11 protein-coding genes are annotated in these 15,224 nt (G+C 55.5%); 7 read left to right on the top strand and 4 right to left on the bottom strand.

Translation table 11 applies throughout. The features are described from left to right. Positions 1 to 115: 115 nt before the first annotated feature. The gene (locus LJ738_RS12105) at positions 116 to 742 is read right to left on the bottom strand and encodes a C40 family peptidase (RefSeq protein ID WP_227786571.1); all 627 of its coding nucleotides are present in this window, start codon (positions 740 to 742) and stop codon (positions 116 to 118) included. Between the two features lie 53 nt (positions 743 to 795). Here LJ738_RS12105 and LJ738_RS12100 point away from each other — a divergent pair, with 53 nt between their 5' ends. Beyond that, positions 796 to 2,205, top strand: coding sequence for an FAD-binding oxidoreductase (locus LJ738_RS12100; protein ID WP_227786570.1), 1,410 nt, complete (start codon positions 796 to 798; stop codon positions 2,203 to 2,205). A gap of 191 nt (positions 2,206 to 2,396) precedes the next feature. Here the strand turns inward: LJ738_RS12100 and LJ738_RS12095 are convergent, their stop codons facing one another. Together LJ738_RS12095 and LJ738_RS12090 are read right to left on the bottom strand one after the other, a co-directional pair. After that, positions 2,397 to 4,061, bottom strand: a complete 1,665-nt coding sequence (locus tag LJ738_RS12095) for an amidase (protein WP_227786569.1) — start codon at positions 4,059 to 4,061, stop codon at positions 2,397 to 2,399. A 266-nt stretch (positions 4,062 to 4,327) separates the two neighbouring features. After that, the gene (locus LJ738_RS12090; RefSeq protein ID WP_227786568.1) at positions 4,328 to 4,822 is read right to left on the bottom strand and encodes an acyl-CoA-binding protein; all 495 of its coding nucleotides are present in this window, start codon (positions 4,820 to 4,822) and stop codon (positions 4,328 to 4,330) included. Between the two features lie 195 nt (positions 4,823 to 5,017). Here LJ738_RS12090 and asnB point away from each other — a divergent pair, with 195 nt between their 5' ends. From asnB to LJ738_RS21620, 5 genes are all read left to right on the top strand, one after another. After that, complete coding sequence (gene asnB, locus LJ738_RS12085) at positions 5,018 to 6,922, top strand: asparagine synthase (glutamine-hydrolyzing) (protein WP_227786567.1); 1,905 nt, start codon at positions 5,018 to 5,020, stop codon at positions 6,920 to 6,922. 118 nt (positions 6,923 to 7,040) lie between these two features. Then, positions 7,041 to 8,513 carry a glycosyltransferase family 39 protein gene (locus LJ738_RS12080; protein WP_227786566.1) on the top strand — a complete coding sequence of 491 codons (1,473 nt, stop codon included), beginning with the start codon at positions 7,041 to 7,043 and terminating at the stop codon, positions 8,511 to 8,513. Between the two features lie 145 nt (positions 8,514 to 8,658). After that, positions 8,659 to 10,035, top strand: a complete 1,377-nt coding sequence (locus LJ738_RS12075; protein WP_227786565.1) for a UDP-glucose dehydrogenase family protein — start codon at positions 8,659 to 8,661, stop codon at positions 10,033 to 10,035. A 63-nt stretch (positions 10,036 to 10,098) separates the two neighbouring features. Then, the gene (locus LJ738_RS12070; protein WP_227786564.1) at positions 10,099 to 11,046 is read left to right on the top strand and encodes a UDP-glucuronic acid decarboxylase family protein; all 948 of its coding nucleotides are present in this window, start codon (positions 10,099 to 10,101) and stop codon (positions 11,044 to 11,046) included. A 699-nt stretch (positions 11,047 to 11,745) separates the two neighbouring features. Beyond that, positions 11,746 to 11,940 (top strand): glycosyltransferase, encoded by a 195-nt coding sequence (locus tag LJ738_RS21620; RefSeq protein ID WP_368045547.1) that lies wholly within the window; start codon positions 11,746 to 11,748, stop codon positions 11,938 to 11,940. Between the two features lie 493 nt (positions 11,941 to 12,433). On the opposite strand, the gene LJ738_RS12065 is transcribed toward LJ738_RS21620, so the two are convergent. Then, complete coding sequence (locus LJ738_RS12065) at positions 12,434 to 12,958, bottom strand: hypothetical protein (RefSeq protein ID WP_227786563.1); 525 nt, start codon at positions 12,956 to 12,958, stop codon at positions 12,434 to 12,436. Positions 12,959 to 14,238: 1,280 nt separating this feature from the next. Here LJ738_RS12065 and LJ738_RS12060 point away from each other — a divergent pair. Continuing rightward, positions 14,239 to 15,201 (top strand): ABC transporter permease, encoded by a 963-nt coding sequence (locus LJ738_RS12060; protein WP_227786562.1) that lies wholly within the window; start codon positions 14,239 to 14,241, stop codon positions 15,199 to 15,201. Positions 15,202 to 15,224 lie beyond the last annotated feature (23 nt).

Here is a 15,224-nt window from a genome sequence, read left to right as displayed (position 1 = left end):
GAGGGAAATGGAGACAAAGGTAATGCTAGGTAAAGCAGCGCTTGATTACGGCAATTTTACTATTCATTAAAATCACACACTTGACCGTTAACGCCGCAAAGGTAGCAGGTGAAATTTACAGTTGAGGCCGCACCGCACGAATAAAGCGACTCAAGTAATAGTCAGATTCCAAGCTGTTTTCAACAACTCCCAGGGAAGTAGACGCATGGATAAAGTCCACACCTTCCTCGTCAACTACCGTCACCAGGCCCACGTGGGTAATGGTGCGGCTGCCCGGCGCGGCTCCGAAAAACACCAAATCCCCGGGCTGTAATTCAGTGGTTCTTACGGGCGTGCCCCACACTGCCTGCTCGTTTGAGGACCGCGGAATGTTCACACCGGCTTGGCCAAATGAGAGTTGCAGCAGGCCTGAGCAGTCGAGGCCCAGGCGCGTGGTGCCACCGTAGAGGTAGGGTGTGCCCTGGTAGGAGCGGGCCGCTTCTATCACCGAAGCCAGGGTGCCGGTGGCGCTGCCCACGCGCATGGGGCGCTTGGTGACCACCTTGGTGCGGGCGCCGCTGGGCGTGGTGCGGATGGTCTTGGTTTTGTCCGTCGGGCGGGAGTTGGCGTAGCGGCCGGCCTTTTTCAGGCGGACCATTTCGCGGGCCGAACGGTACTGCCCGTCGCGGTAATTGAGCTTGCGGTGGCAACCTGCCAGCAAGAGCAAAGCCAGCAGCAGTACCGGTAGTATCTTCGTTGTCACCCTCCCCATTGGCTGCAAATATAGTTTGTGCGGCCTGTCCAGTTTATCCGCTGATGCAATTCAACGCCCTGACCCCCGAATTAATTGTCGAGTTTGAGGCCATTGTCGGCCCGGCGCACGTCCTCACCGCCCAGCGCGTGGAGGCCGACGCGTACGCCGATTACGGCCGTGACCATACCGAGGACCTGCATTTTGCGCCCGATGTAGTGCTGCGCCCCGCCAACGCCGAAGAAATTAGCCAAATCATGCGCCTGTGCCACGAGCACCGCATCCCCGTCACGCCCCGTGGCGCCGGCACAGGCCTTAGCGGTGGGGCCTTGCCCATCCACAACGGCGTGGTGCTGAGCACCGAGCGGCTTAATAAAATTGTGCAGATAGACGAGCGCAACCTGCAGGCCACCGTGGAGCCAGGCGTGGTGAACGAAGCCTTTCAGAATGCGGTGAAGGAAGTTGGGCTGTTTTACCCGCCCGACCCCGCCAGCAAGGGCAGCTGTTTCTTGGGCGGCAACCTGGCCCACAGCAGCGGCGGCCCCAAAGCGGTGAAATACGGTACCACCCGGGACTACGTGCTCAACTTGCAGGTGGTGCTGCCTACCGGCGAAATAATCTGGACCGCGGCCAACACCCTCAAAAACTCCACCGGCTACAACCTCACCCAGCTCATGGTGGGCTCCGAGGGCACGCTGGGCATTATCACCAAAGTGGTGTTTCGGCTGTTGCCCTTTCCCCAGCAAAATATCCTGATGCTGGTGCCCTTCCGGCAGGAGGAGCAGGCGGCCGATGCGGTATCGGCCGTGTTCCGGGCGGGCATCATCCCCTCGGGCATGGAGTTTATGGAGCGCGAGGCAATTGCCTGGTCTTCCGATTACCTGAACATCCCGCTCACGTTGCCCGAAGACATCAAGGCCCATCTGCTTATTGAGCTGGATGGCCAGGATTTGGACCAGCTCTATAAAGAAGCTGAGCAGGTGTATGGGGTGCTCGAGAAGTACGATGTGGGCGAAATCCTGCTCGCCGACAACGCCACCCAGAAGGATGAGCTCTGGAAAATTCGCCGCAACATCGGCAATTCGGTGCGCTACAACTCGGTGTATAAGGAAGAAGACACCGTGGTGCCCCGCGCCGAACTGCCCACCCTGCTGAAAGGCGTGAAGGAAATCGGTGCCCGCTACGGCTTCAAAAGCGTGTGCTACGGCCACGCCGGCGATGGCAACCTGCACGTCAACATCATCCGCGGCGACCTCGACGACGAAATGTGGAACGTGGGCCTGCGCCAGCCCATTACCGAAATATTTGAACTGTGCGTGAAACTCGGCGGCACCATTTCCGGTGAACACGGCATTGGGCTAGTGCAAAAAGGCTATATCGGCATCGCCCTGGCCGAAGCCAACCTCAACCTGATGCGCGGCATTAAGGGAGTATTCGACCCGCACGGTATCCTGAATCCGGGGAAGATATTTTAGAGGCAAACCTCACCCCCGGCCCCTCTCCAAAAGAGAGGGGAGCCACGTCACCAGGTTTAGCTCAATTTCTAAAAAAAACAAAAAGCCCCAGCTCAATATTGAGCTGGGGCTTTTTTTCATTGGATTAGCGTTAGACTCCCCTCTCTTTTGGAGAGGGGCCGGGGGTGAGGTGCCAGGGGGTGCTCCCAGACTTAAACCACCGTGCGCAGCATTTTGGGCACAGCGCGCTTGTGCGAGGCCTGCTCATAGGCAAATCCAAGCGCCAGCAGCTGGCCTTCGTGATAGGCTGGTCCAACGAAGGACAAACCTACCGGCAGGCCCCGAACCTGCCCCATGGGCACGGTGAGGTGGGGGTAGCCGGCCATTGCCGCCGGCGACGAAAAATCGACTCCAGTGGAATAGTCCCCGTTCACCCAATCGATGCAGCAGGCGGGCCCGGTAGTCACCCCGATAATGGCGGTAAGCTGATTGTCGTGCAGCACGCCATCGAGCGCCTTGCGCGATTCCGTTACCGTTTTGTGCACGGCGGCTTTGTATTTGGCGCTGTTCAGGCCATCGGTTTTTTCGGAGGCAATCAGCGTTTCCTGCTTGAAGATGGGCATGGCCTCCGCCGCGTGTGCGTTGTTGAAGGCAATGACATCGGCCAGGTTGTGCACGGCGGCCCCGGCGCCGGCCAGGTATTTATTCACGCCGTCTTTAAACTCATAGAGGAGCACGTCAAATTCGGCGTCGTTGAGCGGGTTGGTTTTCTTTACCAGCTCAACTTCCACAATGGTGGCGCCTTTTGCCTTCAGCACGGCAATGGCGTCTTTCAGGAGTGCCGCCACGGCGGGTGGCCCGTTGAGGTGGGCTTTCTCGACCCCCAGGCGCTGGCCGGTGAGGGCATCGGCTTTGAGGAACGTGGTATAGTCGGCCGGAATTGGAGTGGGGCTGGGCAGTTTGGCGGGGTCGGCGGGGTCGGGGCCAGCGAGGGCGCCGAGGAGAATGGCGGCATCGCGCACGGTGCGGGTCATGGGGCCGGCAGTGTCCTGGGTGCTGGAAATGGGAATGATGCCGCTGCGGCTGAGCAAGCCCACCGTAGGCTTGAGGCCCACGAGGCCGTTGCAGGACGAAGGCGAGACCACCGAGCCGTCGGTTTCGGTGCCGATGGCCACGGCGCATAAGTTGGCCGCCACCGCCGCGCCCGAGCCAGAACTGGAGCCACTGGTGGAGCGGTCGAGCACGTAGGGATTGCGGGTTTGGAGTCCGCGGCTGCTCCAGCCGCTCACCGAGTGCGAGGACCGGAAGTTGGCCCATTCGCTCAGGTTGGTTTTGCCCAGCAGCACCGCGCCGGCAGTGCGCAGCTTCTGTACAATAAAGGCATCCTGCTTGGCCTTGTGCCCGGCCAGGGCCGTGGCGCCGGCCGTGGTCATCATTTGGTCGCCGCTGTCGATGTTGTCCTTAATTAACACCGGAATGCCGTGGAGCGGCCCGCGGACTTTGCCGGCTTTGCGCTCCTTGTCGAGGCCATCGGCAATGGTAAGGGCGTCCGGGTTGGTTTCGATAACGGCGCGCAGCATCGGTCCTTGCTCGTTCAAGGCCTTGATGCGGCTCAGGTATTTCTCGCACAGGCTGCGGGCGGTTTCGGTGCCTTTGGCCATGCGGTCCTGTAGGTCAGCCACGGTGGCTTCCTGCAGGTCAAATGCCTCATTGGCTGGGGTCTCAGCCGAATTTGTTTCGGCAGTAGGCGGGCCTGCGGTATCGGCCGCGGTCTCCGTCATCTTCTTGTCGGTGGTGGTTTGGCAGGCCACGGCCGGCAGCAGCGCGGCGGTGAGAGCGGCACGGGTGCCGTGATTCAAAAAGATACGACGGTTCATAAAAGCTAAGAAGCCAACAATATGGGGAGGAGTGGAGCTATTGTTCCGATTGGCAATTATACTGCGCAATTGGCTCCGGCAACTGTCGCCGGGGCTTCTGCTGGATTTTGGGTAATGGCCATGCCTCCTCAACTATTCTTGAGCTGAATCTATACTGCCTTCAAACCGGGTGAGAAACTGCGTTCAGGCGATAAACACAAAGCCGGCCCTGAGGGGAGCCGGCTTTGTGTTCAAGATAAAAATATTGGGCAAGTAGCGAGGCTTCCTTACTTCGACTGTTGGCCTTTTAGCAGGTCTTCGCCGCCGTAGGGAGCCCCCAGAGTGATGTCGCCTTGCAAGCCACCCGTGGTGCTTTGGCCGGGCCCTTGGTTGGGCTGGCGCGTGGTGGTATTATCAGTGAGGCTATCGGAATCTCCGGCCGGGGCATTGGTGGCGGCGTCGGTGGGAACGGTATTGGTGGGGGCGCCCGCATCGTTGCTGTCGGCGATTTCTGCGGCCCGGGCTATGTAGCGCCGCTTGGCTTCCTCCTCGGGAATGCCTTTAAAATGATTCCACGAGTCCCATTGGGCTTGCGAGAGGCCCGCCTGGCCGTCGGGCTGGTCGGCGGCGTTGGGGTCTACCTCGCCGGCTTTCATGTTTACGTCGCCTTGGGTGGCCTGTTTGTAGAGGCCGTAGAGCTCCGTCATGTAAGCCGCGGCTATATTGGGAGGCAGGTTGTTAATTTTTTCGGCAGCAGCCTGGAATTGTTCGTCGATGTTCATGGCAGGGAAGAAAAAGAAGGGATGTGACTGAAGAAGTGGGCAGGCTGCGCGGCCAAGCTGGGCCAAAGTCAGGTCAGCCGTGCCGAATGGAAATGCGTAAACGCGGCAATTGAAGAGAATTGGCGGCTATTTGCGCTGCTGACAATACCCCGTGGCTGTGCTTTAGGTTGCGGGGGCGTACTTTTGCGAGCTACTATGTGCGGAATAACTGGAGTATTTGCCTTTACGGAAACAGGTCGTCAGTCATTGGCCAACCTGCAAGCGTCTACCGACGCCATCATTCGCCGCGGTCCCGATTCGGAGGGCCACTTCGTGTACGACCAGTGCGGACTGGGCTTTCGGCGGCTGGCCATCCTCGACCTTTCGGCCGATGGCAACCAGCCCATGTCCGATGCCGCCGGCCGGTACACGATTGTCTTCAACGGCGAGATTTTCAACTTTCGGGAGCTCCGCGAGAAGCTGGTTAAGCGCGGCTGTCAGTTCCACTCGCAGACCGATACCGAGGTCATTCTGCAATTGTACATCACCGAAGGACGCGGGTTTATCAAAAAGCTGAACGGCTTTTTTGCCCTCGCCATCTTCGATAAGGAGGAAAATTCCCTCTTCATTGCCCGCGACCGGTACGGCGTAAAGCCGCTGCTCATCTACCGCGACGAAGACAAGCTGTTTTTCGCTTCGGAAATGAAGTCGATGATGGCGCTGGGCGTGCCCCGCAAGCTCGATTACGTGGCCCTGAGCCAGTATTTGCAGCTCAACTACATCCCCGGCCCGGCCAGCATTTTTAAGGGCGTGAAGAAAATGCTGCCCGGCCACTACCTCTACATCAAAGACAACAAGGTGGTGGGCAAGGCGTGGTATAAAATCCCTTACGACCCAAAAAAGGTTGCCAAAAACAAGCTCAGCTACGAGCAGCAGCAGAAAAAGCTGGTTGAGCTGATGGACGGCGCCGTGCAGCGCCGCCTGGTGGCCGATGTGCCCCTAGGCGCTTTCCTGAGCGGTGGCATCGACTCGAGCGTGATTACGGCCCTGGCCGCCCGCCACACGCCCCACCTCAACACGTTCAGCATCGGCTTCAAAGACGAGCCATTCTTCGACGAAACCAAGTACGCCAACCTGGTAGCGGCCCGCCACAACACCAACCACACGGTGTTTTCGTTGACTAATAACGACCTCTACGAGCACATCCACGACATGCTGTCGTACCTCGATGAGCCGTTTGCCGATTCCTCGGCCCTAGCCGTGTACATCCTCAGCCAGCGCACCCGCCAAAAGGTGACCGTGGCCCTGAGCGGCGACGGCGCCGACGAAATGTTTGGCGGCTACAACAAGCACATGGGCGAGTTTAAAGTGCGGCAGGGCGGCTTCAAGGCTGAAGCTGTAACCGGGCTCAATTTCCTGTGGGATATGCTGCCCAAGTCGCGCAACTCCTTTCTGGGCAACCGGGTGCGGCAGCTGCAGCGCTTCTCGCGCGGCATGCTGGCCGGCGTGAAAGACCGTTACTGGGATTGGGCTTCCTTCGCCTCGGCTACCGATGCCCGCAACCTGCTCAGCGCCGAAAGCCGCCGCAAAGTGGGCAAGAAAGCCCTGGTCAAGCGCCGCAAGGACATTCTGGAGCACCTGCACGCCGATGGCGACCTCAACGAGGTACTGCTCACCGACATGACGCTGGTGCTGCCCTACGACATGCTCACCAAAGTGGACATGATGAGCATGGCCAACTCGCTGGAAGTGCGCACGCCCTTCTTGGATTACAAGGTGGTCAACTTCGCCTTCTCCCTGCCCGTGAGCAGCAAAGTGGATGCCACGATGAAAAAGAAAATCGTGCAGGATGCCTTCCGTTCCGAGCTCCCCGCCGAGCTCTACGACCGGCCCAAGCACGGCTTCGAGGTGCCGTTGCTCAAGTGGATGCGCGGCGAACTGCGCTCTCTGATTGAGAATGACCTGCTGCGTGACGAGTTCATCGAAAGCCAGGGCATCTTCGACGTCACTGCGGTTCGCGCGCTCAAAACCCAGCTGTTTTCACGCAGCCCAGGAGACGTGCACGCCCGTATCTGGGGCCTCATCGTGTTCCAGACCTGGTGGAAACAGTACATGGCCTAAGGTCGTGCTGAGGCGCGGGCTGCTCTGGTGGCAGCAATTGAGCCGGCTCCAGCAGCTTGGGCTATTGGCGGGCGTGGTGGTCACCGTGGTAAGGCTCAGTTTAATCGGCAAGGGCACCATGGCCTTTGTCGACGAGCGGCGTTACGTCACCGCCATGTTGGGCCTGCGTGCACTCAGCGAAGGCCACGTCCGGGAGTTCCTGCAAGCCATCAACTCCATGGGCGCCCGCCCCGGCGACGGCCTGTGGCGGGTCATTCCCGGCCTGGGGCAGGCAGCGCTTCTCGTGCTTTTCCAGCTCAATCCCAACACACCGCCCTCCTTGCAGGTGCCGCAGGCGTTCAACGTGCTCATTATGAGCCTGAACATGCTGCTGCTGTACCAGATTTATCGTCGGTTCTTCCCGGTAAGCTTTGCATTGCTGGGTGTAGCCCTGTATTCAAGCCTAGTCAACACCAATCTGTACCTGCGCCACATCCTGCCCTACGACCACTCCCTCTTTTTCTTCCTTTTGGCATTATGGCTCCTGCTGTCACCCGCCGAGAAAAAACCCATTAGCCGATATTGGTGGGTTGGGCTGATTTCGGGGATTAGCTATGCAGTGTACCCAGGTTATTTTATGGGCCCGGCAGTCCTTCTGGCGCTCACTGCGTGGATGGCTATGGCCCCAAGAGTTAAAATTGGACATGCCAACAAACCCGTTTCCTTTGGACCATTAGGCGCGCAGCTGGCTGGACTAGTAGCAGTGCTCGTGCTCTTTGAAGCCTTAGCCCAACTCTCAGATACTTCCTACCTGGCAAGCAGCCGCTATATAGCCACCACCGTAACCCAAGGCAGCTTTGAAGAAGGGTTTAGCTTCATTGGCCACTATTTCTGGGAGGTAGAAGGATTGTTAGGGGTGGGGCTACTAGTGCTTTTTGGGGCAGGACTTCTGCTAAGTATCCGCCACTTGCACGCAGCCCATGCTCACCAGTTCCTGAGTAAAGATTCTTTGCTTTTAATCTGTGCTTTAATGACTATCAGTTTCGTAGCCTGGTTTGGCTATGCAGCGGCCGTTCAGTTTGCACATAAACTGGTATTCTACGGCCGAATCCTGCATTTCTTCGTTCCAATCATCCTTCTGGGCGCTTTGGTGGCCTTGCATAGTGCCGCCTGCCACTGGCAACAGAGCAAAACCACTCTGGTGATGAGCGGCTGGGCTCTTGCGCTATGGCATTTCGGTGCGTTCGAAAGAGCCTACCGCACCGTAACCTACCCCTGTGATGTTGCCTATGACTGTGGCATCCAAGATGCTCGACAGATAGCCAGCATCGATATCACTGGATGTGACAAAGGAGTTGTGTATTACCGCTTGTTTGGGCCTCGTATCCGCGACCAACGCACATCTTCTTCTCCCAAGTACCAATTCGTAAATTTTGCGTACCTCTATCCCATAAGCTGTTATCAAGCCCCGCCAGCTACTCTAGGAAAGGTGGCAGCTTCAGTACCTTATTTTATGAAGTATACGCCGTACCAGTTTGAAGGGCACAATCCAAAGCAGCGTGCCCTCCTGCAAAAGCACGACTATGATTTCCGGATTCTTAGTGTTGAGTAATAGCTGTAGTGGGCTCAAGACCAGACTATTCGTAACAGTAGTGCCAGCAAGAATAATGAAGCTGACAAGAAGGGTTTAGCCCGAATGGGCATTGAAAGACTAAATTTGCGCCATTGAATCATTGACTTACCGGTTTGGATAACTTATGAAAATAGCAATTGTAGGCACCGGCTATGTCGGTCTGGTAACCGGTACGTGCTTTGCGGAAGTAGGCATCGACGTCACCTGCATCGATATCGACCAAAAAAAGATTGACAACCTGCACCAGGGTATTCTTCCTATTTATGAACCCGGCTTGGAAGAGATGGTGAGCCGCAACGTCGAAAAAGGGCGCCTGAACTTCTCGACTAACTTGGCCGAAGCCATCCAGAATTGCGACGTGGCCTTTATTGCCGTAGGCACTCCTCCCGGCGAGGACGGCTCGGCTGACTTGAAATATGTGCTGGCCGTAGCCCGTGGCATTGGTGAAAACATGAACAGCTACGGTGTCATTGTCACCAAAAGCACGGTGCCAGTAGGGACAGCGGCTAAAGTGCGCACTGAAATTGAGCAGGCTCTAGCCAAGCGTGGAGCTGACATTGAGTTCGATGTGGCTTCCAACCCCGAATTCCTGAAGGAAGGTGCCGCCATCGACGACTTCCTCAAGCCCGACCGCATAGTGGTGGGTGTGGCGTCTGAGCGAGCCGAAGAGGTGATGCGCCGGCTGTATAAGCCTTTTCTGCTCAACGGTCATCCCATCATCTTCATGGATATTCCCTCGGCTGAGATGACTAAATACGCGGCTAACTCTATGTTGGCCACGAAAATCAGCTTCATGAACGACGTTGCCAACCTGTGCGAAATCATGGGCGCCGACGTGAACAAGGTGCGCCAGGGCATAGGCTCCGACGCCCGCATCGGCACCAAGTTCATTTACCCCGGCATTGGCTATGGCGGCTCCTGCTTCCCAAAGGACGTGAAGGCACTGATCAAAACAGCTCAGGAGAACGGCTATGAAATGCAGGTATTGCAGGCCGTGGAAAGCGTAAACGAGCAGCAGAAATCGGTACTGTTTGATAAAGTGAGCCGGCACTTCGGCGGCGAGCTCCGTGGCCTGAAAATGGCCGTATGGGGCCTGTCCTTCAAGCCGAAAACTGATGATATGCGCGAAGCCCCTTCTTTGGTAATCATCGAGAAGCTGCTGGCGGCAGGCTGTACCGTTACCGCCTACGACCCGGTTGCAATGCCCGAAGCACGCCATTCTCTCGGCGACTCCATCGTCTATGCAAAAGACGAGTTTGCCGCATTGATTGACGCCGATGCCCTGCTGGTGGTGACCGAATGGCCGGATTTCCGCGCTCCAAATTTTGAAGTGGTAGCCCGCCTGATGAAGCAAAAAGTCGTTTTCGACGGCCGGAATATCTACGAAGCCAGTGAGCTGAAAAGTCTGGGTTTTGCCTACCATTGCATCGGCGTAAAAACGGACCATCGCGAGCCGATAGCCTCAACCGCTTCTGCCAAAAAGGTGTCAGCGGCTAGCTAGTACCGCAGTCAACGTAATTCATTTAAGTTTGCTGCTGACCATCTGCGGCCTGAATTTTCTATAATGTCAGAAGAAAAAAAACGCGTCCTTATTACTGGCGGAGCTGGTTTCCTAGGCTCCCATCTCTGCGACCGGTTCCTGGCCGAGGGCTACCACGTCATCGCCATGGACAACCTGATTACGGGTTCACTCCAGAATATTGAACATTTGTTTGGTAGCAAGGATTTTGAATTTCATCAAGCCGATGTGAGCAAGTTTGTATTCGTGCCCGGTAAGCTCGATTACATCCTACACTTTGCCTCGCCAGCTTCGCCGATTGACTATCTCAAGATTCCGATTCAGACCCTGAAGGTGGGCTCGCTCGGCACGCACAACCTGTTGGGCCTTGCCCGCGTGAAAGGTGCCCGTATGCTGATTGCCAGCACCTCGGAAGTGTACGGCGACCCGGAAATCCACCCGCAGGTGGAGGAGTACTTCGGCAACGTGAACCCCGTGGGCCCGCGTGGCTGCTACGACGAAGCCAAGCGCTTCCAAGAGGCCATTACCATGGCCTACCACAACCACCACGGCCTGGAAACGCGCATTATTCGCATCTTCAACACCTATGGCCCACGCATGCGCCTCGATGACGGCCGCGTACTGCCGGCGTTCCTCTCGCAAGCTCTGCGTGGCGAGAACCTAACCGTATTCGGCGATGGCTCCCAGACCCGCTCATTCTGCTACGTCGACGACTTGGTAGAAGGCATTTATCTGTTGCTGCTCAGCGACTACCACTTGCCGGTAAACATTGGTAACCCCTCGGAAATAACCATTAAGGAGTTCGGCGAAGAAATTGCCCGCCTCACCGGCGTCGAGTTCAAGCCCACCTACCAGGCCCTGCCCGAAAACGACCCCATGAAGCGCCGGCCCGATATTACCAAGGCCAAGGAAATCTTGGGCTGGGAGCCTAAGGTTGACCGCGCCGAAGGACTTCGCCGCACGCTGGAGTACTTCAAGGAGCATGTGAAATAAGGGCCATAACTCGATATAAGCCTCAACAGTAGCCCCTCTTAAATTCATGGCAAAGTGGTTTTCGGATATTTCGGATATAGGGACGCAACATATTGCGTCCCTATATCCGAAATATCCGAAAACCACTTTTTGGCGAGTATAATACGCAAGGTTGCCGAGAACCAAGCAAGCCTTGCGGCATGTGGCAGCATAGTTGCTACATTTGCAGCGGAGCACTGCCAGGGCTGCTGCAGGATAGACCAAACGAAAAAAGCGACGGAACGGTAAAATCATAGATTTTTGCCAACCCGCCACTTACTTTATTTCAGAATAAAAACTAGACTAGGTAACTGAAGTTGCGCATACAACAACTACGGTCGAAACTGGCTTCGATTACGGTCCAGCTACGGTGGAGCCACAGCGCAGCCAATTAGGACTCTACAACTACGCGGCGGGTTCGGACGCACAGGTGATCTGTTTGAAAAATCCAAAAACTCGACTTGACTATGTGGCTGGGCAGAACTGAGGCACATGTGGCCGCCATCGCCGTTATTCGGATCTTTTAATTGCCGCCGGACGCTCAACTACGTGTGTGCATCCATACCTAAACAAACCGATTCCTAAGCTCTCCGTCATTGTCTCCTGCTATCTCAACGAGGATAACGTACCGGAGATAGGCCGTAAGCTGGTAGCGAAGAAGATAAATTTCCAGTCAAAGTTATGTTTGAGTACGTCTTCGTGAACGACGGCTCTGGTGACGACACGTTTGGGGTGCTGTGCTTGGCGCTAAACGTGTGTCACAGCCATATTCGCGACGTGGATCTGGCAGGTAACTTGGGTTCCTATAACGCCATCATAGCGGGTATGGCCTACGCTACGGGCGACTGCCTCTCCGCTGTCACGCTGTCACGCTGACTTGCAGGACCCGCTGGAAGTTGATGGCTTAGATGTGTGCGCACCGGCAGCAGGTGCATAACACCTGCCAACCGCACAGTTCATATAGAAGATAACGCCAAATGAAGTAGGGCCACCGATAAGGTTGAGCCGCACAATGCCTGATGTTCTACTTCTAGCTGGCCCAGTAAATGGAGAAGTCAATCAGGCTAAGATGGAGGCGGCGCTGGTTTATGTGGCCTCCCGAACTGGCGCAAGGTTAGCGCAATGTAACCCGTTCCGAACATACAGGAAAGGCTGTGACTCGCACTGAAAGGGCTTGCGGTAGCACCTATCGACGGCGCGGCTGACCATTGCCGCTACTCATCATAAGAAGAGCAGCCCTACCTCTTGCCTGGTCACGAGTTCCACTAAGGCAAACTTGTGACCAGGCAAGAGGTGGGGCTGATTCGAATTATTAGTTATGAAAGTTACCCTTACAACTAACAGTTTTAGTCATTTGGATTCGTTTTGACTACTTTTTCAAATTGAGAGTAACCTTCATAGTTATGTTGCCATTCATATCAATGGTTGTTACACACCGTTGATTTACCGATTGTGGAACAGTGCTAGTCGTGTTCGTAGCAGGGTCATAAGGGTAGAAAATATTATCTGTATAATCAATAATATTCTGTTTGCCGTATGAAGAGGTGTAAAGGACGGGGGCACTATTCCCCCATTGGATGGGTGTATCAGTTACATAGGTGTCGGTTTCACCAACGCCAGTGCCCTGAGCACTAATTAATCGCATAGGAATTGATGTCGGATTACCAGCATTATCGTATATCCCAGTAGCTGGTGTGCCCTGTAACCAAATGTCACCAACTGCGCAGGGAGCTATTCCTTTGTAAAAACCGTTTTTAATAACAGGACTGACATCTTCTGTCTTAGAGGCAGCTAAGGTCGAAGGGGCAATCGAATTCGACTCTTTCTCGCATGACGAGGCGAGGAAGGTAAGGGCCGCCAACGCAGCCAAGGGGACGGTAGTAAACTTTTTCATGAGTAATAGGGTTTTTTTATGAGTGATTATTATGTCAAATATAAATCCTTCTCTTTCAATTTACAAAAATTATCAAAAACTTTATAGTATAAAACCTATTTTTGACTTATTTCATAAAAAATTGACAATTATCATGGTTCAGCTTGTCTCGATTTAACCATCGTTACATGGCTGAGGTAAGCCTAGAGTCATTCCCCGAGCGCCATCCATTCGCCAAGTTGGCTACCCTTTACCAGTGGGGTACAGCCTCAATAACCCTTAGAAAATTGCGGTTGCGCCAGCCAACGGCCCCGGGTGTATAACAAAGCACCCGCTCCCGTCCCAGTGATGCTCAACTTATAGTCCTCGTGCGCAGCCATTGATTGCTGGTAATGGAAAACATGCTGCAAAAAAAGCTGGAGCCATACTCGGCAACTCAGTAGCGCGCCTTGGCACCGGGCCCGTACCCTGCCGGCAGTTTTATGCAGGCCCGCTGCCAGGCCCTGAGGTTAGCCCTCAGTAGCTTCCTTTGCCAGCCCCGCGGGGAAAGCGCCAATAACCCGGTACTGATGCGGATGCTTGACGAGGAATTCACTCAACACAGTTTCAAAGGCTTGCGGGGCCTATACGACCACCTACGCCTGGCCAGCCACACCGTCAACGAAAAGCAGGTACTCCGCTTGGTGCTCCTCGTGAGCCACGAGCTGGACAGGGCGAAACATCGCTTGCTGTTGTAGGGGCAGGGCGTCACCGCCTATTCTTACCTGCTACCCAAGCGCCTAGTCACTGACCGCGATGAGGTATGGCACCTTGACATTATCTATGTGCCAATGGCCAGGGCATCTGTACTCGACCGCCACTCTCGACCAGCACTCGCGATACGTGCCCAGCTGGCAACCCTCTGATTCGCTAGGTGTGAGCTTTTGACTTCCAGGTTGCGGCTGTCTTCCACACTGCCCGCCTCGGCCACGACTCGGGTCTGTTGGCAGCGGCAGAGCAGTTTGGGATTGATGCACTAACGGATACTGCCCAATTGCCGGTCCGCGGCATAGGCGCTACGTCTTTCAGTCGCTAGTGGCAAAGGACTCGTCGTATTTACGCCGTTTGCGGGCGATGCCCCGCTTGATTTTGCTGCCATAACAGAAGAAATATACGTCCTTCTCATGTCCATCATGCCTAGACCACCTCATCTCGACAAGTTTCAGGTATTATTCAAGTGCATGGTTTAGCGTCCCCCTTCGGTCCGTATTGGTTACCTTTGCAGCTAATTGTGTCATGCAGAAGGTCCAGTATGTGGCCTTATGCAATGGACTGAGGTTATTGCCACTTCCTATACTCAGCGGCAGGAAAAACAGGTGCTCGTGCAAATAGCAGAAGAAAAACGATTAACCAGCCCTCCGACTACATCTCTTGATGATAGCACGCAGGAGTGGACCGAGGTCATTGAACCACGCACCCACCTACTTGACCTGCGCCTCGGCGACGTGTGGCGCTACCGCGACCTGGTGATGATGTTTGTGCGGCGCGACTTCGTGTCGACGTACAAACAGACCATTCTCGGGCCTATCTGGTTTTTTGTGCAACCCCTGCTTACCACGCTCACGTTCATCATCGTGTTCGGGCGGGTAGCCAAGCTATCCACCGATGGGCTGCCCCAAGTGGTGTTCTATCTGGCCGGCGTCACGGTGTGGAACTATTTCTCCCAAACGCTGATGGCTACCTCCACCGTATTTATTGCAAACGCGGCTATATTCGGGAAGGTCTACTTTCCGAGGCTGACTATGCCGGTGTCCATCGTTGTTTCCAACATTGTCCGGTTTCTCATCCAGTTTGGCTTGTTCCTAGCGGTCTGGCTATACTATCTAATGCGGGGCGGATCCACCATTCAACCCAACTGGCTGATGCTGCTTACGCCTGTTTTGCTGGTTGTCATGGGCCTGTTATCGCTGGGGCTGGGAATGATATTCAGCTCCCTCACCACCAAGTACCGGGACTTGGCCATGCTGCTCACCTTCGGGGTACAGCTGCTGATGTATGCCACGCCGGTTATTTATCCCTTATCGAGTATTCCGACGCAGTACAAGTGGCTCATTCTGGCCAACCCCATGAGTGCCATCGTGGAAACGTTCCGCTATGCTTTTCTGGGCTCCGGCTCGTTTCAGTGGGCGCATCTGACCTATAGTGTGGTATTTACTGCCGTTATTCTGTTTGTCGGCACCATCATTTTCAATAAGGTCGAGAAGAGCTTTACCGATACGGTGTAAGCGCGTTGGTCGGATTAGAGCTG

This window comes from Hymenobacter plasmatis (assembly GCF_020711255.1).
Lineage (GTDB): Bacteria > Bacteroidota > Bacteroidia > Cytophagales > Hymenobacteraceae > Hymenobacter.
The sequence above is the reverse complement of the archived record's forward strand: the minus strand, read 5'-3'. Positions and strand labels throughout refer to the sequence as shown.